This is a genomic window from Corynebacterium occultum (assembly GCF_009734425.1).
Classification (GTDB): Bacteria; Actinomycetota; Actinomycetes; order Mycobacteriales; family Mycobacteriaceae; genus Corynebacterium; species Corynebacterium occultum.
This window is the reverse complement of sequence record NZ_CP046455.1, coordinates 2657197-2677583: the sequence shown is the minus strand read 5'-3', so window position 1 is coordinate 2677583 and position 20387 is coordinate 2657197. Positions and strand designations below refer to the sequence as shown.

Below are 20387 nucleotides of genomic sequence, written 5' to 3'. Positions count from 1 at the left end.
TCTGACACCACCTTGCCGGGGCGTGGCCCCCCTGGGAACCTTCAAGGTCCCCCAGGGGGGCCACGCCCTTTCTCATTCCGTGGAGAGCAGTCTTCAACGTCGGTGATTGCAGGTCTCACCTCCCCGCTTTCCCCGGGGCAGGAAGCCACCCCCAGGCTCAGTTCAACAGTGAGTAGACACCGATGACGGCGGCGGGGAGGAGGAAGAAATAACCCATCAGCAGTACGAAGGAGAGGGTGTAGCTGCGTACCGCGAAGTCCGCCAGGCGGGTCGCGAGGAAGAGGATCAGCTTCCTCAGGGGTGGCAGCAGCAGAACCAGCAGGGCACCCAGGACATTGAAGAGCAGGTGCACGATGGCGGCCTGCAGGGCGAAGCTGCCCAGACTACCGGGCAGGGCCAGGGCAACCAGCAGGGAACTGAGCGTGGTACCCACGTTCGCACCCAGGGTGATGGCCAGTACCTCCCGTAGTTTCAGGGAGCCGGCGGCGGAGAAGGGGAGTAGGGAGGACACCGTGACACTGGAGGCCTGCAGCGTCATGGTTCCCACCGTTCCGGTGAGCAGCCCCAGGGCGTCGGAGGTACCGGAGGAACGTTCCAGCAGGGTGTGGGTGGCGGCGGCCATGAGGGTGCGCAGCTGCACGCTGATGGCCCGGACCCCGATCACGATCAGCGCCGTTCCCAGCAGGATGGTCATCACCGCGGCCACCGTCGGTATGAAGATCTCCCCCAGCAGGCCGCGGTTGCCGATGAAATCGACCGCCGGCTGAAAGATGGCGGTGATGAAGGTGCCGGTATCCGAGGGGCCCAGAACATCACCGAACACTGAGGAGGCCATGGCCCCGGAAACGCGGCGGAGTGGTGCGAAGATGAATTCGATGGGGACGAGGAGAAGCACCATCAGCAGGTTGAAGAATCCGTGCACGGCGGCGGAGGCGAAGGCCCGTCGGAATTCCTCCCGGTGGCCGATGTAGCTGTAGGAGATGATGAAAACCGTCACGGTGGTGCCGATATTTGCGCCCATGATCACCGGTATGGCCACCGGAACGCTGATCACACCCAGCCCGACCGCGGTGACGGTGATGGCGGTGGTGGCGGTGGAGGACTGGAGGAGGGCGGTGGCCAGGATGCCCACCATCAGGCCGATCAGAGGATTGGTCGCCAGGCCGAAGAGATCCTGCGCCCGGGAATTGCCGAAGCCGTAGACACCGTCGATGATCAACCCGACGCCCAGCAGCATCACCAGGACGGATACCAGGACCCCGAGCCAACGGATCGTCTTCCCGATGCCGGAGAGCATGACCATGTCATCATCGGGGGAGATGGACTTGGGGTTGATGAACTGCTGGGTGCCCAACGCCGCGCGGTGTATCACCTGGTCCCGGCTGTTCCTCATCTCCTGGGGATCACCTGCCTCACCGGAAGTCACTGTTGCGCATCCCCTTTCACCGCTGATCCCTCTTCACCTGCCCTGACCCCGTTCTGATCGGACAGGGGATTCAACCACTCATCCTAGGCACCACGTCCCAGGAACCACCCCATATTGCCGAGGTGGCACTGCCGGCCGAAGAGCTGCCGGAGAGCTTGAGGTGCAGACTACCCCCGGGAATACTCCCCGGATATTTATTGAAATCGGGGGGAGGTGTCCCCCTTGGTCCCATCAGGTCTGCTGTTTCCCCGCGGGGCGATATCATCCCAAGAATATCAACTGACCCACATATCCGTCTCATCAGAGGGAGCTGGATATCAGCGAAGCACACCCAGGTTCGGGGATGTGTCGGCGGTGAGCGGAAAGTGTTCCCCGGTGGGTTAGGATTCATCCGTTTGCTCCTCACTGGGGCATCTCGGGCCGCTGGGATGGCCTGGGGGAAGAGGATTTCGACCCCGGAGAGTGCCTCATCGGGCACACCTGAGCCGAGGCGCATCCATTGGAATGATGAGAAAGAGGCGATGATCCTTGGCCGTGAATGATCCCCGGGGTGAGGAAGCCGGAAAACCCCGCCAGCATCTGGGGACGGGACTGTTGATCGGTCTGGCGACCCTCTCCGCTGCCGCCCCCCTGTCCACGGACATGTATCTTCCGGCTCTGCCGAATATCGTCAATGAGTTGGACACCACCCAGGCGATGGTGCAGTTGACGCTTTCCGGGTTCATGCTCGGCATGGCCGTCGGGCAGTTGATCATCGGCCCGATATCGGATGCCACCGGAAGGAAGAAGCTGCTGGTCGGGGGCGCGGTCATCGCCCTGTTCGCCGCAGTTGTCGCCGCGCTTTCCCCGAGTGTGGAAATGCTGGTGTTCTCGCGGGTGCTGCAGGGCCTGGGTTCGGGTGCCTGCATCGTGATCTCCCGCGCGGTGGTCCCGGATCTGGCGGTGGGGAAGAAGGCTGCCAAGGCCTTTGCCCTGCTGATGATGATCCAGGGTGTGGCCCCGGTGCTCGCCCCGGTGGTCGGTGGTCTGCTGCTGTCCTCCATCGGCTGGCGCGGAATCTTCTGGGTGCTGGCCGGCATCAGCGTGGTGCAGCTGCTGATCTCCCTCTTCGTGGTCCGTGAGTCCCTGCCCCCGGAGAACCGTTCGGAGCTCAGTATCGCCGGTGTCTTCGCCAACTACCTCTATGTGCTGCGCAAGGGTGCCTACCGCGGTTATCTGGTGTCCTTCAGCTTCGGCTTCGCGACCCTGTTCTGCTATATCTCGGCCGCTCCTTTCGTGGTGCAGAACCAGATGGGTCTTTCGGTTACCGCCTTCACCCTGATCTTCGCGGGGAATTCCCTCGGTCTGATGGCGGCGAACATCATCAATTCCCGGCTCATCGACCGGTTTGAGGTGCACTCCATTCTCCGCGTCGGGCAGCTGCTGCTCATCTTCTTCACCATCATGCTGCTCATCGCGGTGCAGTTCACCATCTCACCCTGGGTGATTCTGCCGCCGCTCTTCTTCTCGGTCGCCTGCCTGGCCATCGTCATGGGCAATTCCACGGCCTTGGGCACCGGTGTGGTGCGGGAGCGGGCCGGTTCCGGTTCAGCGGTCATGGGTTTCGCACAGTTCGGTCTGGCGGGTCTGGTCAGCCCGATCATGGGGCTCGGCGGCAACCCGGTGTTGATCATGGCGAGCGGAATGGTCGTGTGCGCGCTGGTGTCCTTCGCCGGCCAGGTCTACGCCGGTGCCCGCCGCGGCTGAATCTCCCCCATGCTTATCGACGCCGTGGGATCCCCGGCCCGCGCTTGCCCACATGGTCCGGTGCCGGGGCGGCGGGGTTATTGCAGTGCGCTGGTCAGCCGCATGACATTGTCCACGTAGCGGCGAAAGAAGCTGCGTCGGTTCCAGGCCTCCAGGGTCAGTTCCTTCGCCACGGACCGGTAGACCTCGGCCAGGTCGGCGAGCTGGCGCAGCAGATTTCCCTGGGTGATCATCAGGGAGACCTCGTAGTTCAACCCGAAGCTGCGCATGTCCATGTTGCTGGAGCCGACCACCCCGAGCGGATCACCGACCGGCCCGTCTGGGTCGGCGATGACGAACTTGGAGTGCAGCACGAAGGGCGCGGGGAACTGGTGGATGCGCACCCCAGCCTCCAGCAGGGCCTGGTAGTAGCTGGACTGCGCATGGTGCACCATGAACTGGTCGGCTTTCTCGCTGACCATCAGTTCCACCTTCACCCCGCGGTAGCAGGCGGTGGTCACCGCCTCCAGCAGGGATTCATCGGGGATGAAGTAGGGGCTGCAGAGAATCAGCCGCTCCTTGGCGTGGTGGACCACCGAGTTGAACATCCGGAGGTTGGGTTCAGTGGAGTAGCCGGGACCGGAGGGGACCAGCTGCACCAGGTTACGGGCGGAGGTCTCCGGGGCATCTTCAGAGGCGGGGGCGGGCAGGTGGTGCCGGGGCAGACGGTGGGAGATCTCCAGGTCCTCATTGGTTTCGGAGTACCAGTCAACCGCGAAGAGCATCTCCATTGAGGTGACCACGGAACCGGTGAACTCCACCATCACGTCCACCCACTGGCGGCCCGCCCGGACATTGGCACGCACCCGGTAGGAACGGTCGATCATGTTCAGGGAACCGAGGAACCCGATCTCGCTGTCCACGATCAGCATCTTGCGGTGGTTGCGGAGATCGGGGCGGCGGAAGCGGGCACGCCAGGGCTGCAGGGGCAGCATGAGATGCCATTCCACCCCGATCTCGCTGAGACGTTTCCCCAGTTTGAGGTAGCCGGGGTATTTGAAGCTGCCCACCTGGTCGAAGAGGAGGCGCACCTTCACACCCCGTTTGACCGCCCGTTCCAGGGCGCGGAAGAAGGGGTCGGTGGTTTCATCCCAGGACATGATGTAGATCTGCACATGGACCTGCACCTCCGCCCCATCCACGGCTGCCGCCATCCTCCGGATCGTGCCCTCATAGTCAGCGAGCAGACCCTGGTTGATGCCCACGACAGCGGGGTTGCCGGTGAGGAAACGGTTCTGCCGGATCAGGGAGGCCACCTCCCGGTCGACGGTGGCGTCCACGGGGTAGTCGGGTACCTCGGCCAGGACATTTTCCACCATGGCCTGGGATTCTTCCTGGATCCGGTGGCGGCGCCGGTTGATGTAGGGGCTGCCCATCAGCAGGAAGAGCGGTAGGCCGAGGACCGGAAGCAGCAGAATGGTCAGCAGCCAGGCATTGGAGGAGCTGGGCCTCCTGCCCTCCGGAACAAAACCGATCGCCAGAATCTTGATGCTGTAGTCGATGAGCAGACCGATGGTCTGCCAGACCTCAAGATCTATGGAGAGACTCACGGGCGATTCTAGAGCTCGTAGTCGATCACTACCGGGGCATGGTCAGATGCTCCCTTGGTGCTGCGCTCTTCAACATCCACGAAACCACCGGCGGCGGTGGCTGCCAGGGCAGGGGTGGCCAACTGGAAGTCGATGCGCATGCCCTCACCCTTCTGGAAACGCATGCCCTTGTAGTCCCAGTAGGTGAACTGGTCTTCGGTGAACTGTCGGCTGACCTCTACCAGGCCACGTTCCAGCAGAGTGTCGAAGGAGGCGCGCTCCGGTTCGGTGATGTGGGTTCTGCCCTCGAAGAAGGAGAGATCCCAGACATCCTCATCATGTGGGGCGATGTTGTAGTCACCGCAGAAGACGACCTTGGCCTGGGGATCTTTGCCCAGGCGTTCGGTGACGTGGATGCCCAGGGCGAAGAGCCAGCGCAGTTTGTAGTCATAGTGCGGGTCAGCGATCTCGCGGCCATTGGGCACGTACAGGCTCCACACCCTGACCCCGCCACAGGTGGCGCCGATGGCGCGGGCCTCGATGGCCTGTTCCTGGGTGGGGTCCTTGGCAAAGCCGGGTTGGCCGGGGAAGTGCGTTTCCACGTCCTCCAGCCCGACGCGGGAGATGAGGGCCACGCCATTCCACTGGCTCAGCCCAAAATGGGCGACCTGATAACCCAGCTCCTCGAAACGTGCGGTGGGGAACTGCTCATCCGTGCACTTGGTTTCCTGGACCGCCAGGACATCCACATCCTGCCGGACCAGAAAATCCACCATGCGGTCTACCCGGGTGCGGGCCGAGTTCACGTTCCAACTGGCAATACGCATGTGTCCTACAGTAGCCGTTCCACCTGCACGATGAACCTATGCGGGGGAGAATCGGAGTGGGGTACCGGCACCGGGAACCGGGCTGTCACCGAGGGGGTCCTTCTCCTGAGCACCATCCTCCCGGTCAGCAGGGGATGTTCTGCCGGGGGCACCTGAGTGGCTGGCCCCGGTGTCTCCCCCCCCTGTAATCCCGGTTCCGGTGGATATTCAGGATGATGATCAGGAAACGGGAAAACCCTGAGCCCGCCACCACCGCCACCACCACGGGGGCCGGCGCAGCTGAACTAATTCAGGTGGGCATAGCGGTGCCGGTGATGCTCGACGAAACCGAGCTTGTCATAGAGCCCGATGCCCGCCAGATTTGTGGCGATGACCTGCAAATAGGCTTCATCGGCTCCGTGTTCGGCACCCCAGCGCAGCATCTCCGCACCCAAGCGGGTTCCCAGCCCACGGCGGCGCCAGGCGGGGGCCACCTCCACTGCGGAGTAACCGAGGAAGACACGGTCGTTTTCCGCGGCGGTGATGGTGCCGCGGGTGATGGCGACGGTTTCCCCCGCGGGGGTGAGCAGCCGACCGAAGCCCATCTGGCCGTCGATCCTGGTGCGCAGCAGTTCCAGCGCACGGTGCGGCAACGGCTGACCCCGGAAGTGGTACAGGTCGAGCCAGTCTTCATCGGGCTGTTCATCGATGCGGAAGCTCAGGTGGCCGGGGTCGTCGATAAGCGGCGGCAGCGCGAGGTCACGGTGCATGATGATGATCTCCGGGCCCAGTTCCCAGCCATCGGCGCTGACCATGCGCAGTGCCGGGTTGCCCAGGCGCTCCGGTAGCAGCAGTCGGACGGGAAGCTGGTGGGAGCGGTAGAAATCGAGGATCTCCTCGAGGGGTACGGAATCAAAACCCGCGGAGGGGCCCAGGGGGGCGGCGGAGTTGGAACGCTCGGTCACCCCATCCCCGGCGCGCAGCAGCCATTGCCCGGATCCGGACCAGCGGTGCTCGATGCCGGGGAAGGCTTTTGCGGTGGCGGTTTCGATGGCGCGGATATCGGAGTTGCGGATCCGGCGGGGCGAGAGTTTCTTCACAATCTTGAGCAACTCAGCGGGAATCTCGATGGCGGGGGCCTGGCTGGGGAATCCGCCCACCGACTGGGGGCGCAGCACCAGGGGATCCACCGAGAGGACGTGGCCGATCACATCGCTGAGATGGCCGGGGGTGTCCGGCAGGATGCGGCGTGCCACCACCCGGTCGCCGACCTTGAGGGGATCAGAACGGAAGAAACCGGCCATATCAGCTTTCTGCTTCTTCTTCGGCGAGCTCGTCGTGGCCGAAGGGATCCTCATCCACACCCGGCAGCCAGGTCAGGCCGGCTTCGGTCCAGCCATTGCGTTTGATGGTTTTCTTCGCGGCCCGCTTGTAGCGTCCGATCAGGACGTCGGTGTAGAGGAAACCGTCGAGGTGGCCGACCTCATGCTGCAGGCAGCGGGCGAAGAAGCCGTAGCCTTCGACGGTGACGGGGTTGCCGTTTTCATCGGTGCCGGTCACCCGGGCCCAGTCGGCGCGGGGGGTGGGGAAGCCTTCCCCGGGGACGGAGAGGCAGCCCTCATCATCGGTGCCGTCATCGGCGGGCATGGTTTCCGGGATCTCGGAGGTTTCCAGCACGGGGTTGATCACACAGCCGCGGCGCATACTTTGTTCCGCTTCCGGCAGCGCTTCCCCGTTGGGGCCGTCGATGTCGGGGCAGTGGTAGACGAAGAGGCGTTTACCCACGCCGATCTGGTTGGCGGCCAGGCCGACGCCGTTGGCCACCTCCATGGTCTCGTACATGTCGGCGATGAGCTCCGCCAGCTCAGCCGGGGATTCAGTTACTTCGGTGGTGGGATTGTGCAGCACGGGGTCACCGTGGATAACGATCGGACGAACAGTCATGCCCTACAGTTTAGGCATGCCAGAGTTAGATGACTTCGACGCCCGCCTCCTGGACTTCGAGGCGACCTCCCCGCGCAGCCTCGGTGCCAAAGAGGAAGCCATCCGTCGGGAACTGGGGATCAGCCCGATCCGCTACTATCAGCGCCTCAACCTGCTTATCGACGCCCCAGCCGCCATGGCCGCCCATCCTGGCCTGGTGGCCCGGCTGCGCCGGATCCGTGAGCAGCGTGCCGAGGAACGGGCCCACGGACAGCATCAGGGGCGGCAGGAGGAGTGAGGGGGGTGAGGCTTTCCGGGTCTTTCCCCGATCCGGGGTCTCTGGGTCGTTGATTCCCCAGCTCAACAATCCCTTCAGTCACAGCAGTCACAGCAGCCCCACACCCGGGATTGTGTACTGAGGCGCGGTTGAGAGGTTGAGACGGCTAGACTCTAAGGGGTGTCGAATAATAACCCGGAGACCCAGAATTCCCCCGCCACCGGCGGCCTGCCGCTGCGTGGCCTGGCCATGGTGCTCATCGCAGTAGCCGTGCTGCTGGGGCTGTGGGGGCTTTATTCCCTGACCCAGGACGGCGAGGACCCCACCCAGACCGCCGAATCCTCCAACACCTCGGACAGCGCCCCAGCTGAATCCGGTGCCAACGGTGCCAACAATGCGACACCTGATGTCAACGGTGACGCAGACCGGGACACCCCGGTTGAGGAATCCGCCCGGGAAGATGCCGAAGATGCTGACTCCCCGGCCCCGGGGGACACCCCGGAAGCCGGCGAAGGGGAGCGTCAACCGGAGGCAGCTGAAAGCCGTGACCGGGATGCCGCCCCGGCCGGCACCGCCTCCGGCAAGCCCGCAGACACCCCCAAGCTGAATGTGCTGAACAACTCCACCGTCCCCCAGCTGGCCGCCACCGTCTCGGAACAGCTCAACGATGAGGGCTATGAACTCGGCGAGGTCGGGAACTTCGCGGATGAAATATTCCCGGAAACCACCGTATTCTTCCATCCCGATAACCCCGAGGCGGAGCAGGAGGCCCGTGAGCTGGCCTCCCGCCTCGGTGGTGTCGCCCGCGTCTACAAGGACACCCTGCCCGATGAGACCGGTGGCACCAATGACCTGACCCTGGTCCTGGTCAAGGAAGTCATCCTCTAATAACCCCTCCCCGTGTCAGCACGGGAATCTCAGGAAGGGAGGTCCGTGATGGCCGCCATTGAATTCAAGCGTTCCCCCCGCCCCACGCTCGGAGTGGAGTGGGAGATTGCGCTGCTGGACCCGGAAACCCGGGATCTGGTGCCCCGCGCCGGGGATGTCGTCGACATCGTCCACCGCGACCACCCCGAGATCCACCTGGAGCGGGAGTTCCTGCAGAACACCGTGGAGCTGGTCACCGGCATCTGTGACACGGTCCCCCAGGCCGTGGTGGATCTGGACAACTCCCTGCAGGCGGTGGTCGCCGCCGCCGATGAGCTGGGCCTGGAGGTCTGGGCCTCCGGTTCCCACCCCTTCTCTGATTTCCGTACCCAACCGGTCTCGGTCAAGGGCAGCTACGCCGAGATCATCGCCCGCACCCAGTACTGGGGTTCCCAGATGCTGATCTGGGGCATCCACGTCCACGTCGGCATCAGCCATGAGGACCGCGTCTGGCCGATCATCAACGCCCTGAGCACCAACTACCCGCACCTGCTGGCACTGACGGCCTCCTCCCCGGGTTGGGACGGCATAGACACCGGTTATGCCTCCAACCGGACCATGCTTTATCAGCAGCTGCCCACCGCCGGCCTGCCCTACCAGTTCCAGAGCTGGCAGGAGTGGCTGGACTACATGCATGACCAGGACCGTTCCGGGGTGATCAACCACACCGGTTCCATGCATTTTGACATCCGCCCGGCCAGCAAGTGGGGCACCATCGAGGTGCGTATCTCCGATGCCACCTCCAACCTGCGGGAACTTTCCGCGGTGGTGGCCCTCACTCATTGCCTGGTGGTCCACTATGACCGGATGATCGACCGCGGGGAACAGCTGCCCACCCTCCAGCCCTGGCATATCTCGGAGAATAAGTGGCGGGCCGCGCGCTATGGGCTGGAAGCACAGATCATCGTCAACCGTGACACCGATGAACGCTGGGTGACGGAGGAACTGGCCGAGATGGTCACCGACCTCGCTGAACTCGCCGAGGAGCTGGGCTGTGCCGCCGAACTGGCCCTGGTCCAGGAGATCCTGGAGCGTGGTGCCGGTTATCACCGCCAGCGTCGTATCTTCCAGAAGACCGGTTCCTGGATCCCGGCGGTGGACCAGACCTGCCGGGAGCTGAAGGAGATGAGGCCCCTTGAGTGAGTACCTGATCCTGCTGCCCGGCACGGGACAGCTGCCCGAGGTCTGGACCGAGGTGGTCAATGCACTGCCTCCGGAGCTCACCCCCAAGATCCCGCTGCTGCGGGGCAGCCTGGCGGAACAGGAGGAGCAGCTCTTCGACTATGTCCAGAAAAATGAACTGGGTTACTTCCACCTGGTGGGCCATGAAAGTGGCGCCATGGTGGCGCTGAGGTATGCCGCCGCCAACCCCCGGCGGGTCAACTCTCTGACCCTCTCGGATCTTTCCCTGAGCTTCGATCCCGCGCAGCTCAAGGGGATGAAACTGGGTCTGAAGATGACCCCCGGCTTCCTGTTGCGGAGAAGGGGAGTGGACAAGCAGAAGATGCTCAACCAGCTGGCGGAAGCCGCCGCACTTGATCTCAGCGAGCTGGCCGGGGATCTCAGTCTGCCGGTGCAGGTGCTGGCCGGAACCCAGGGGGATGCACTCGCCCGGGAGGCCGCCGGAAAGATCCCCGGGGCCAGCTACCAGAAAGTGGAGAGCTCAACCCAACCCTGGTTCCGGGAATACCCGGAGATCCTGGTGGAGGGACTGCAGCGCCTGCGCTGATATGGCTGCTCGGCCCCCGCAGTTTTAAGTCCGCTGCGAGCTTTTAGTCCGCTGTCGCACATGGCCGGCCGTGTCCCCAGGGGGAGTTCATCCCTGGCTTAACGACGGCGCAGGGAACGATCCGCCGGGGCCTCGTTCTCCAGCATCTTCCCTTTCTCCCCGTAGAGACCTTCACGACGTCCGATGCGGCCCACGCGCTGCGCGGTGACCGGACTGGTGAGCAGGGCGAAGATCACCAGCAGCAGCAGGACCCCCAGGTCACCGCGTTCCGCGGGGGAGAAGTCCGGGCTGCCCAGCACCCGGATGATGGTGCCGGTGACCGCGAGGATCAGCCCGGTGGTCTGGGGTTTGGTGATGGCGTGGACCTTGGACATGGTGTCCTTGAAACGCAGCAGGCCGACCGAGGCGGAGAACGCCAGGAAGCCACCGGTCAGGAGAAGCACCAGGGAGATGATGTCGGTGATCACATGCAGATCCATTAGGAACCATCCCGCTTCCGGAATCGGGCGACACTGACGGTGCTGATGAAGCCCAGCAGCGCCACCACCAGCATCGCATTGGAGACGGTGGTGTCCAGGGTCCAGCAGATGTAGGTGGCCAGGGCGCACTGGATCATCGCGACCAGCCCATCCAGGCCGAGCAGCCGGTCCAGGGAGTTGGGCCCGATCAGGATGGCCCACATGGTCATCAGGAAGGAGGCGGAGAAGAAGAGCGAGGCGATGATCAGGATCGAATTGTAGATTGCGGGATCCATCCGGCTTAGCTCCTTTCGAAGGCGTTGATGAGGCGGCGTTCCAACGTGGCCACGTTCGCGATTTCAGCCTGCAGCTGTTCCTCGGTGTCGGTGTCCAGCAGGTGGATGGTCCACATCCGGTTGGCGATGTCGATATCGGTGACGGAACCACCCGGCTGCAGGTTGAAGAGCATGGTGCCGAAGGCGAGGACCAGGTCATTCTGCACGCGCATCGGCACCTGAACGATGGAGGTCTTCGGCGGGGCCTGGGGACGCAGTGCCAGCCAGGCCACCTTGGCGGAGGCGAGCATCAGGTTGAAGATCCAGGATCCCATCAGCTGGAAAAAGGGACCCCAGTTGATGCGCAACCCGTAGATCGGCATCGCCGGCAGCGGCAACCCGAAGGTGATCAGCAGGGCGAGAACCAGCCCGGCGAGGAGGTTCGCGATGGTGAACTCACCCTGCAATCCCATCCACAGGATCGTCAACCAGATGATGGAACCGGGGCGGAAGCGGTTTTTCAGGCCGGTCATCACTGCTCCTCCTCATTTACTGCCACTGCTGCCGGGGCGTCGGTGGTTGAGGTTTCATTCACCGGTGGCGGTTTGGGTAGTTCATGCTCCCGGTTCTGGCGGTCATCGCGGCCGTCGTCCAGCCGGTTCTGCTCCAGGTTGCGGGTCGGGTTGTCCATGTTTCCGCCCAGCACAGCGGTGCGGTAGATGTTGACGTCCTGGGCGGATTCGGCGGCCCGGTCCGTGATTCCGGACAGCTGCCCCGCGCCCACTGTCAGGGAGAGGGAGGCGATGACCAGGGCGGCGGTGGCTCCGACCATGCCGAAGGGCATCTTGCCCACGTCCTTGCGGTCGGTGAACTTCACCTCATCGGTGACATCGGCCAGCGGGGCGGGGCGTGCCATGGCGACGGAACCTTCCGGCGCGTCCATACGGTCCCGCCAGAAACCCTTGGACCAGACCAGAACCATGGTGTACAGGGTCAGCAGGGAGGTGACCACGGCACCACCGATCAGGACCCAGGCCATCCAGCCACCCTCATTGGCACCGGCCTCAAGCAGGATGATCTTGCCCAGGAAGCCGGAGAAGGGTGGGATACCGCCCAGGTTGATGGCGGGGATGAAGTAGAGGATCGCCAGCACCGGGGAGATATAAGCCAGGGAACCCAGCCGGCGCAGGGAGGAGGTGCCGGCCTGACGTTCGATCAGGCCGACGACCAGGAAGAGGGCGGTCTGCACCAGAATATGGTGGATGGCGTAGAAGATGGCACCGGAAAGGCCCTGGGCGGAGCCGATGGCAATGCCGAAGATCATGTAGCCGATGTGGCTGACCAGGGTGAAGGACAGGAGTCGTTTGATGTCATTCTGTGCCATCGCGCCGAGGATGCCGACCAGCATCGTCGCCAACGCCACCCACATCAGCAGGGTGTCCAGGGAACCGTCGGTGAAGATCACCGAGCGGATGCGGATGATGGAGTAGACACCCACCTTGGTCAAAAGACCCGCGAAAACGGCGGTGACCAGGGAGGGGGCGGTGGGGTAGGAGTCCGGCAGCCAGGCATCCAGCGGGAAGACCGCGGCCTTGATGCCGAAGGCGACCAGCAGGGTGCTGAAGATGGCGGCCCGGGTGCCGGAGGGCACATCCTCCATGCGCAGTCCGATCTGCGCCAGGTTCATGGTGCCCACCGAGGCGTAGACCATGGCCAGGCCGAAGAGGAAGATCATGGAGGAGGCCATGGAGACCATCACATAACCCACGCCGGCCCGCACCCGGGACGGTGAACCACCCAGGGTCAACAACACATAGGAGGCGACCAGGAAAACCTCGAAACCGACGTAGAGGTTGAAGAGGTCACCGGAGAGGAAGGAGAGGTTCACACCCATGCTCAGCAGCAGGTAGGTGGGCATGAACACCGCCACCGGCTCATCCTTGCCACCATCCCGGATGCCCTGGCTGATGGCGTACCACATCACGCAGAAGAGCACGAGAGCGGAGACGGTCAGCATCAGGACGGAGAGGCGGTCGGCCACCAGCGTGATACCCACCGGGGCTTCCCAACCGCCGATCTGCACGGTCTGGATGCCGGCACCGTCCACCACCCACACCATGGTGGCGGAGATGATGATGACCAGTGCCAGGGTGACCAGGGCGACCACGCGTTGCAGGGTGGGGAAACGGCTGAGCAGCAGGGCCAGGGCCGCGGCGATCGCCGGGAGGACGATGGGCAGGGGGATCATGTAGGGGAGCAGATCCAGCAGGAAGGTGTTCAGGTCAGTCATCCTCTTCTCCCTTCACCGGAGCCTCGAAGGACTTCGGACCGAAGGAGTCACCCTCGGAGGTCAGGCGGCCGGTCTCCGGATCATCGGAGGCATCATGGTCGGGTGCCGCCGAAGCGGTGGAGGGGCGTGCCGCGATGGCCGCATCCTCGGTGTCATCCTCGATGAGGTCGGCGGTGCGGTAGCGGTACTGGCGGTAAGCCAGGGTGAGGATGAAGGCGGTCATCGCCATGGAGATGACGATGGCGGTGAGGATCATGGCCTGGGCCAGGGGGTCGGCGATGCGGTCATCATAGACCTCGGAGTCGCGGTTCATGATCGGTGGGGAACCGGCGGATCCACCGGACATCAGGATGAGCAGGTTGGCTCCGTTGCCGAGCAGCAGAATACCCATCATCATCTTGGTCATCGCACGATCAAGCATGAGGTACACCCCGGCGGCGATCATCGACCCGGCGGCGATCAGCAGGAAGAGGTTGGCTACCATTCTCAGCTCTCCTTTCCGGTGTGGTGCTTGCTTGTCGACGTCCCGCTGGGCGGGCTCTGGCTACTGTGTTCGGGGGCTGCGCTACTGGCCGCCAGGCGTTGCTGTTGTTCAGTGCGGCGGCGTTCCACCGCCCGGGTCATGGCCCGGGCGCGGTCCCTGGCCCGCTGTTTACGCATCTCCTCATCCCGGTCGAGCTGTCCGCCGAGGGAGGTCAGCACATGCATGATCAGACCCACGACGATGAGGTAGACACCGGCGTCGAAAAGCAGCACCGAGGGAATGTGCATATCGCCGATCAGGGGCAGCACGATGTCCCAGGAATGGGAGCTCAGCGGTGGCCGACCCCAGAAGAGGGGGAGCAGGACCGCAGCGGCCGAGGCAAGGAGACCGGCGCCCAGGATACGGCCGGCATCCACCGGCAGGGCCTCCTCGAGCTCATCCCGGCCACCGGCGAGATAACGCAGGGTGAAGGCCAGGGCGGCGACCAGGCCACCGGCGAAACCGCCACCCGGGGCGTTGTGCCCGGCGAAGAAGAAGTAGAGGGAGACGACCATCATCGCGGGGAAGAGCAGGCGGGTGACGATGTCGACCATCAGGGAACGGTTCTGTGCCTTCTCGGTCTCCACCGGGGCAGCCAGCCAGCGGCGACCCGTCGTCCGCAGTGTGGGGCGGCGGGACTCCCGGGAGAAGGAACGGGTGCGGTAGATCAGGGAGGCGACACCGGTTGCGGCGATCACCAGCACCGAGATCTCACCGAAGGTATCGAAGGCGCGGATATCAACCAGCAGCACATTCACCGCATTGGCACCATGACTGATGTCATAGGCCAGATCCGGCATGAACTTCGAGATCGGCTCCTCGGAACGGGCGTTGATGGCGAAGAGGGCGACGAGGGTGACGGAGAAGCCCACCGCAATGGAGAGCCAGGCCCGGAAACGGTTGCCCTTCGGGGTGCCCTTCCATTCGGTTTCGGTGGGCAGCTTGCGCAGCACCAGCATGAACACCACCATCACGATGGTCTCCACCAGGGTCTGGGTCAGCGCCAGGTCCGGGGCGCCGTGGAAGGCGAAGATCATCGCCATGGTGTAGCCGGTGACACCGACCATGATCACACCCGAGAGACGGTTCTGCGCCTGGGTGGCCGCCACCGACATGATCACGATGACCACCGCGGCAATCGCCTGGTAGGGGGTGTCCCAGAGCACCATGCGCACATCATTCCGCTCACCCAGGATCAGTGAGATCAGCGGCAGGGAGAGCAGCACGATGAAGATGACACCCAGGTTGATGGTCAGCGAACCACGCTGCGTGGAAGCGGTCAGGCGCAGCGAGATCTTGCGCAGCTGATCCAGCACCCAGTCATAGGCGGAGTCCGCATCGCCCAGGGCGGGCTGCTCGAAGGTGAACTTCGCGATGAACTTACGCTGCCAGAACAGGAGTGCACCCAGGGCGATGATCACCAGGGAGAGCAGCAGGGGCAGGTTGAAACCATGCCAGAGCGCCAGGTAGGTGGCTTCCTCGCCCGGGGCCAGGGGCAGCACCGCATCCAGGTGCAGCTCGATCAGCCAGGAGAGGGCACCCGGGAAAAGACCAAGCCCCACCGTCAGGAAGGTCAACACCATCGGGGCAACCCAGAGCTCGAAGCCGATGGGATGCATCTTCGCCACCGCCGGGGAGGTGCCACCACCGGAGATATGGCCCTCCTTCTTGGTGGCGAAGGCCTCGTAGACGAAGTAGAGACTGTAGGCCATGGTCAGGATGGAACCGAGCACCATGCCCACGATCATCAGGTTGCGGGGCATACCCACCAGCAGCGACTCATTGAGCACCGCATCCAGGGCGGTCTCCTTGGCCACGAAACCCAGCAAGGGTGGGATACCCGCCATCGAAGCAGCCGCGATAACCGCCAGCACCATCACCAGCGGTTGTTTCCGACCCAGCCCCGAAAGCTGCCGGATGTCACGGGTGCCGGCGGTGTGGTCGATGGCGCCGACGATCATGAAGAGCGTGGCCTTGAAGAGGGAGTGGCCGAAAGTCAGTGCCAGGCCGGCCAGCATCGCCTCCCGGGAACCAATGGAAATCACCGACATGATGAAACCCAGCTGGGAGACGGTGCCATAAGCCAGGATCAACTTCAGATCCTTCTGCCGCAGCGCCATCCAACCGGACATGATCATGGTGAACAGGCCCAGCGGAATGACCACCAGATGCCAGGCATTGACCACATTGAAGTCCGGTGCCAGGCGGGCCACCAGGTAAATACCGGCCTTGACCATGGCCGCGGAGTGCAGGTAGGCCGAAACCGGGGTGGGGGCGGCCATCGCACCGGGCAGCCAGAAGTGGGCGGGGGCGATCGCGGACTTCGAGAGGGCACCCGCCAGGATCAGCACGATGGTGGCCATGAAGTAGGGGGTGACCGCCAGGTCGGTGTACTGCGGGATGTCGGAGAAGTTCCAGATCCCGGTCTGGCGGCCCAGCAGGATGATACCCACCAGCATGGCCAGGCCACCGAGGGTGGTGACCATCAGCGCCTGTCCGGCGGAACGACGGGAGGAGGCACGCTCACCGTAGTAACCGACCAGGAGGAAGGAGAGCACGGAGGTGATCTCCCAGAACACGTACATCAGCAGGATATTGTCCGAGATCACCAGGCCGAACATGGCTCCGGCGAAGGCGACCATCTGGGCGCCGAAATAGGAGAGACGTCGGGGGTTGGAGTCGAAGTAGCCCCAACAGTAGATCAGGACCAGGGCACCCACACCCAGGATGATCAGGCTGAATAAGCCTGCCAGGGAATCCAGTCGCAGATTCAGATCCAGATTGGCGGAGGGCATCCACGGGGACCGGAACTCCAGGGCCCCACCGTTGTCGAAGGTGCCACGGAAGAACTGTGAGAGCACCCAGGCGAAACCAGCGGCCGGCACCAGTGCCAACAGTCCGAAGGCAGGTCTACCGATGAGTCTGATCAGGGCCGGGGCGACCACCGCGGCTGCAGTGAGCGCCATAAGAGTTATCAGCACGTGCCCGAAGCTCCCCTATTCATTGACGGACAGGACAATGCCGCTTTCCCGCTTGTCGTCGCCAACGTGCGTGCTGCCCCCAGCAGCAGACGGACCTAGAGATCTTCTTACTGAGAAACACCCATTTCGGCGGCGTCAGAAGGGCGCGGCCAACAAAATTGAAGTCTACCTGTGGTTTAGAAAGGGTGGTAGTCGAAACTCGAGAAGACAGTATTATATGGTGCTTCTGTGTTTCCCCGAAAAGTTCATGTTTGAGCTGCTGAACATGAAAATCTGGTGCTGTGGTCGGAGGCTGAGAAATTGCCGGAAAATTTTTCAGATTAACTGAAGACTCAGGGGCCCCCGAGGTCAGGTCCGGCTCCCGAGGTCAGGGCTGTGTAACCTCACACTGTGTCTGAATCCGAGAAGGTGTCCGAACCTGAGAAGAGCCCCAACCCGGAGGCGAATCTGCCGGGAATCCAGTGGGGCCCCCTGCTGCGCGGGGCCGGACTGCTGGTTTTCGTGGTGGTGATGCTCTGGCTCGCCTTCAATGTCCGCCTGCCGGACCTGGAGGTTATCCAGGCCTGGTTGGAGGGGCTGGGCTGGGCCGGGTTCTTGGGTTTCATTCTGCTCTACGCACTGGTTGCGTTGACCCCGATCCCGGTCACCATCATGGCGCTGGCGGGTGGCCTGCTCTACGGGGTGGTGGTGGGCAGTGTGTTGTCGGTGGTCGGGGCCCTGCTGGGTTGCTGGGGTGCCTACTGGATCGCCCGCGGCCTGGGCAAGGAAACGGTCAAGAAGCTCCTGGGTGATTATGGGGCCAAGGTGGAGGGGCATCTCGAGGGTGCCGGATTCCAGGCGGTGTTCATGCTCCGTGTGATGCCCGGCCTGCCCTATTGGCCGGTCAACTACGGTGCCGGGGTGTTCGGCATCAACCACCGTGACTATCTGGTGGCCAGCAGCATTGCCATAGTCCCCGGCCAGGTCTCCCTGATCGCCATCGGTAATTTCATCTCCGAGCCGAATCTGAGCAACGGGGTGATCGTCGGGGTCGCCTGGGCGGTGGTGCTGGCGATGACGGGATGGGGTTATTTCACCTGGCGGGACGCCCGCCGGGAGGCGGAGGCCGGAGCAGGCCCCGGCCCAGCGGGGCGTCGATAAGCGCTGATCAGTTGTAGAGGCGCTGCGTGTCATTGAGACGCTGGGCACCGGAGCTCATGGCGGCGGTGACCGAAGCCTCCGGGCTGGGGCCGAAACCGATGGCCCAGACAGTGCGACGGTCATTGGTGACCTGCAGGAAGGTGGCGGTGGCCGCGAAGATCTCCAGCTGGTGGAAGCTGAGGATCTCGGTGCGGCAGCCGGCCTCAGCCAGCAGGGTGGAGCAGGCGGAGGTCGGGCCGGTGGAGATCAGCTCACGACGCTCGGTGTGCGGCTCAGCGGTCTTGGAGCTGTGGATCAGTTCGGTGTGGAAGCGGTACAGGCCGCCGCGCAGCTTCTCGATCTTGCGGTGGTGCAGACGGATGTTGGCGCTGGGGGCGTAGGTGGCGGTGAAGAGGTTCCAGTCCATGCCGGCTGCCTCTTCGCGCAGGCCGCGGGGCAGGCGGTGGTGGGCGCCGAAGCGGTTCTGCAGGGGATCTTCACTGCGGGTGCGGGTCGGCTGGCTCGGGTTCAGGGACGCGGTCTGGCGCAGGAACTCAGTCTGATCCTGGGACTCGGTCTGGGTGTGGAACTCGGTGGTGGGGGTGCTGGTGAACATTTTTCGGTCCTTCGCTCTTAAGCGGATGAGGGGGTTGGACCGACTTCTTCAGATCGAGATTTATAACGACTACTGCCCCATGCACGGGGAGTCAGTCCTTATCCCGTGCTGGGGTATGTAGCCTCTGCTACTCGCTGCTGAAGAAGAATGTTCGTGATCATGTGAGCCAAGGTAATTCAGATCACATGAGAATGCAAACCCTAGTTCTGGTCACCGTAGTTGAGCAGGAACAATGCCTCCGCGGCGGCGATATGGAGGATCTCTGAGGGGTCCACCGACTCATTGGGGGAGTGGATGGTGGACTGCGGTTCCTCCACCCCGAAGAGCGCGATCTCCGCCTCGGGGTGCGCCTGCTGCAGGGCGGTGCACAGCGGGATGGAACCACCCGAACCCACGGTGCCGGTCTGCTCCGCGCCATAAGCGCTGGCCAGTGCCTTGCCCAGCAGGGAAAGCGCGGGGGAGGAGGTGTCCGCGCTGAAAGGCTCGTTGACATCGGCGACCTCCACCTCCACCAGTGCACCCCAGGGGGTGTTGTGGCGCAGGTGCTCAGCCAGTTTCGCGGCGGTGTCCGCGGCGGAGGTCCCGGGGCCGACCCGCAGGTTCAGCCGGGCGGAAGCGGTGGCCGGCACCGCATTCACGGCCTCGGCAACCGGGGTGGAGGTGAAACCAGTGATGGTCACCGAGGGCCGTGCCCAGACGAAATCAGCCGGCGAATCGGACTCATCGCCCATCAGCTCCACACCCCCGAGCACACCCGCATCGGCGCGGAAGGTCTCGGCATCATAGGGCTCACCCTCCCAGCGGGTGCTGGTGTCCACACCATCGATGACGGTGCGGCCCCGCTCGTCGCGAAGCGTGTTCAGCAGGCGGACCAGGGCGGCCACGGCATCCGGGGCGGCACCGCCGAACATGCCCGAATGGACCGGGGTTCGCAGGGTGTTCAGGGTGACGGTGACCTGCGCCCCACCGCGCAGGCTGGTGGTCAGGGTGGGCTTGCCGACGGCCGCGTTACCGGTGTCGGCGATGAGGATGGCGTCGGCGGCGAAAAGCTCGGGACGTTCGGCGATCAGCTTGTCCAGGCCCTCACCACCCTGTTCCTCGGAGCCCTCGATCAGCACCTTCAGGTTCACCCGCGGGGTCTCCTCGAACTGCTCCAGGGTGCGCAGCGCAGCCAGGTGCATCACCAGGTTGCCCTTGCAGTCCGCCGAACCCCGGCCGTACCAGCGGCCCTCACGCTCCGTGAGGGTGAAGGGATCCGAGAGCCACTTAGTGCGCTCACCAGCCAAAACCACATCATAATGGGAGTAGAGCAACACCGTCGGAGCCTCTGCGGAGATGTGACGCTGACCCACCAGGGCGATGGAGCCGTCGGCGGTGACGATCTCATCCACCGTCAACCCGGCCTCGGTCAACGCCTGACTGACCCAGGCGGCGGCGGAACGACAGTCCTCCTCGTGGCCGGATTCACCATGGACGGAATCGAAGGCCACGAGCTCCGAAAGCTGGCGGAACACCTCCTCCTTCTGGGTGAGGGCGTGGGTGCGGATTTCAGCGGACAAGGGCAGATGCGTGGGTGTGCTCATGCGCCCGAGTCTAATGATTTCCAGTCCGGGCAACCCAGGGGCCCGGTGGGGTTGGCATGGCTGGCTGATACTCAGGGGGCGTGCTGGCTGGGGGTGGGGAATTCCCGGTGGCCTTGGTGTGGGTTCCGGGAAGGACTGTC

Annotated in this window: 19 protein-coding genes; 6 read left to right on the top strand and 13 right to left on the bottom strand. The window is 63.9% G+C overall.

From position 1 onward, the window contains the following. Positions 1-157 precede the first annotated feature (157 nt). Complete coding sequence (locus COCCU_RS12260) at positions 158-1393, bottom strand: Na/Pi symporter (protein WP_156231880.1); 1236 nt, start codon at positions 1391-1393, stop codon at positions 158-160. Between the two features lie 567 nt (positions 1394-1960). On the opposite strand from COCCU_RS12260, the gene COCCU_RS12255 reads away from it, so the two are divergent. Then, a complete protein-coding gene (locus COCCU_RS12255) occupies positions 1961-3172 on the top strand; it encodes a multidrug effflux MFS transporter (RefSeq protein WP_231598768.1) in 1212 nt (403 codons plus the stop codon). Between the two features lie 77 nt (positions 3173-3249). On the opposite strand, the gene cls is transcribed toward COCCU_RS12255, so the two are convergent. The 4 genes from cls to COCCU_RS12235 form a co-directional block, all read right to left on the bottom strand. Then, positions 3250-4761, bottom strand: coding sequence for a cardiolipin synthase (gene cls, locus COCCU_RS12250; RefSeq protein ID WP_156231878.1), 1512 nt, complete (start codon positions 4759-4761; stop codon positions 3250-3252). 8 nt (positions 4762-4769) lie between these two features. After that, entirely contained in the window at positions 4770-5567 is a 798-nt protein-coding gene (locus tag COCCU_RS12245) for an exodeoxyribonuclease III (protein WP_156231876.1), read from the bottom strand. Between the two features lie 284 nt (positions 5568-5851). Then, positions 5852-6850: an N-acetylglutamate synthase, CG3035 family gene (locus tag COCCU_RS12240; RefSeq protein ID WP_156231874.1), complete on the bottom strand. Its 999-nt coding sequence runs from the start codon at positions 6848-6850 to the stop codon at positions 5852-5854. A gap of 1 nt (position 6851) precedes the next feature. Further along, positions 6852-7490: a peptide deformylase gene (locus COCCU_RS12235; protein ID WP_156231872.1), complete on the bottom strand. Its 639-nt coding sequence runs from the start codon at positions 7488-7490 to the stop codon at positions 6852-6854. Between COCCU_RS12235 and COCCU_RS12230 the strand changes: the two genes are divergently transcribed. The 4 genes from COCCU_RS12230 (at position 7489) to COCCU_RS12215 (ending at position 10402) form a co-directional block, all read left to right on the top strand. Beyond that, complete coding sequence (locus tag COCCU_RS12230; RefSeq protein ID WP_156231870.1) at positions 7489-7767, top strand: DUF3263 domain-containing protein; 279 nt, start codon at positions 7489-7491, stop codon at positions 7765-7767. The two genes, COCCU_RS12235 and COCCU_RS12230, sit on opposite strands and share 2 nt — an antisense overlap. 159 nt (positions 7768-7926) lie before the next feature. Next, complete coding sequence (locus COCCU_RS12225; RefSeq protein WP_156231868.1) at positions 7927-8634, top strand: LytR C-terminal domain-containing protein; 708 nt, start codon at positions 7927-7929, stop codon at positions 8632-8634. Between the two features lie 48 nt (positions 8635-8682). After that, positions 8683-9816, top strand: a complete 1134-nt coding sequence (locus tag COCCU_RS12220) for a glutamate--cysteine ligase (RefSeq protein ID WP_156231866.1) — start codon at positions 8683-8685, stop codon at positions 9814-9816. Next, the gene (locus COCCU_RS12215) at positions 9809-10402 is read left to right on the top strand and encodes an alpha/beta fold hydrolase (RefSeq protein ID WP_156231864.1); all 594 of its coding nucleotides are present in this window, start codon (positions 9809-9811) and stop codon (positions 10400-10402) included. Before COCCU_RS12220 ends, COCCU_RS12215 begins: the two co-directional genes overlap by 8 nt. A gap of 98 nt (positions 10403-10500) precedes the next feature. On the opposite strand, the gene COCCU_RS12210 is transcribed toward COCCU_RS12215, so the two are convergent. From COCCU_RS12210 to COCCU_RS12185, 6 genes are read right to left on the bottom strand one after another with little or no spacing between them, the layout of a single operon-like run. Continuing rightward, positions 10501-10881 carry a monovalent cation/H(+) antiporter subunit G gene (locus COCCU_RS12210; RefSeq protein WP_156231862.1) on the bottom strand — a complete coding sequence of 127 codons (381 nt, stop codon included), beginning with the start codon at positions 10879-10881 and terminating at the stop codon, positions 10501-10503. Next, positions 10881-11156, bottom strand: coding sequence for a monovalent cation/H+ antiporter complex subunit F (locus tag COCCU_RS12205; RefSeq protein ID WP_156231859.1), 276 nt, complete (start codon positions 11154-11156; stop codon positions 10881-10883). The genes COCCU_RS12210 and COCCU_RS12205 overlap by 1 nt, the downstream gene beginning before the upstream one ends. 5 nt (positions 11157-11161) lie before the next feature. Beyond that, the gene (locus tag COCCU_RS12200) at positions 11162-11671 is read right to left on the bottom strand and encodes a Na+/H+ antiporter subunit E (RefSeq protein WP_156231857.1); all 510 of its coding nucleotides are present in this window, start codon (positions 11669-11671) and stop codon (positions 11162-11164) included. Then, complete coding sequence (locus COCCU_RS12195) at positions 11668-13425, bottom strand: Na+/H+ antiporter subunit D (protein ID WP_197088359.1); 1758 nt, start codon at positions 13423-13425, stop codon at positions 11668-11670. Before COCCU_RS12195 ends, COCCU_RS12200 begins: the two co-directional genes overlap by 4 nt. Further along, the gene (locus COCCU_RS12190; RefSeq protein WP_156231855.1) at positions 13418-13909 is read right to left on the bottom strand and encodes a Na(+)/H(+) antiporter subunit C; all 492 of its coding nucleotides are present in this window, start codon (positions 13907-13909) and stop codon (positions 13418-13420) included. The genes COCCU_RS12195 and COCCU_RS12190 overlap by 8 nt, the downstream gene beginning before the upstream one ends. Before the next feature lie 2 nt (positions 13910-13911). Continuing rightward, complete coding sequence (locus tag COCCU_RS12185; protein WP_156231853.1) at positions 13912-16929, bottom strand: Na+/H+ antiporter subunit A; 3018 nt, start codon at positions 16927-16929, stop codon at positions 13912-13914. 390 nt (positions 16930-17319) lie between these two features. Between COCCU_RS12185 and COCCU_RS12180 the strand changes: the two genes are divergently transcribed. After that, positions 17320-18069: a TVP38/TMEM64 family protein gene (locus tag COCCU_RS12180; RefSeq protein ID WP_197088358.1), complete on the top strand. Its 750-nt coding sequence runs from the start codon at positions 17320-17322 to the stop codon at positions 18067-18069. A 7-nt stretch (positions 18070-18076) separates the two neighbouring features. On the opposite strand, the gene COCCU_RS12175 is transcribed toward COCCU_RS12180, so the two are convergent. Together COCCU_RS12175 and COCCU_RS12170 are read right to left on the bottom strand one after the other, a co-directional pair. Then, entirely contained in the window at positions 18077-18664 is a 588-nt protein-coding gene (locus COCCU_RS12175; RefSeq protein WP_231598767.1) for an acetyl-CoA acetyltransferase, read from the bottom strand. Positions 18665-18864: 200 nt separating this feature from the next. After that, a complete protein-coding gene (locus COCCU_RS12170) occupies positions 18865-20247 on the bottom strand; it encodes a dipeptidase (RefSeq protein ID WP_156231851.1) in 1383 nt (460 codons plus the stop codon). Between the last annotated feature and the right edge of the window lie 140 nt (positions 20248-20387).

Bases quoted from the DNA above. Each gene is read 5' to 3' on its own strand.
- COCCU_RS12260 (WP_156231880.1), bottom strand. From the start codon at position 1,393: ATGAGGAACAGCCGGGACCAGGTGATACACCGCGCGGCGTTGGGCACC.
- COCCU_RS12245 (WP_156231876.1), bottom strand. From the start codon at position 5,567: ATGCGTATTGCCAGTTGGAACGTGAACTCGGCCCGCACCCGGGTAGAC.
- COCCU_RS12240 (WP_156231874.1), bottom strand. From the start codon at position 6,850: ATGGCCGGTTTCTTCCGTTCTGATCCCCTCAAGGTCGGCGACCGGGTG.
- COCCU_RS12230 (WP_156231870.1), top strand. From the start codon at position 7,489: ATGCCCTACAGTTTAGGCATGCCAGAGTTAGATGACTTCGACGCCCGC.
- COCCU_RS12235 (WP_156231872.1), bottom strand. From the start codon at position 7,490: ATGACTGTTCGTCCGATCGTTATCCACGGTGACCCCGTGCTGCACAAT.
- COCCU_RS12220 (WP_156231866.1), top strand. From the start codon at position 8,683: ATGGCCGCCATTGAATTCAAGCGTTCCCCCCGCCCCACGCTCGGAGTG.
- COCCU_RS12210 (WP_156231862.1), bottom strand. From the start codon at position 10,881: ATGGATCTGCATGTGATCACCGACATCATCTCCCTGGTGCTTCTCCTG.
- COCCU_RS12205 (WP_156231859.1), bottom strand. From the start codon at position 11,156: ATGGATCCCGCAATCTACAATTCGATCCTGATCATCGCCTCGCTCTTC.
- COCCU_RS12195 (WP_197088359.1), bottom strand. From the start codon at position 13,425: ATGACTGACCTGAACACCTTCCTGCTGGATCTGCTCCCCTACATGATC.
- COCCU_RS12190 (WP_156231855.1), bottom strand. From the start codon at position 13,909: ATGGTAGCCAACCTCTTCCTGCTGATCGCCGCCGGGTCGATGATCGCC.
- COCCU_RS12175 (WP_231598767.1), bottom strand. From the start codon at position 18,664: ATGTTCACCAGCACCCCCACCACCGAGTTCCACACCCAGACCGAGTCC.
- COCCU_RS12170 (WP_156231851.1), bottom strand. From the start codon at position 20,247: ATGAGCACACCCACGCATCTGCCCTTGTCCGCTGAAATCCGCACCCAC.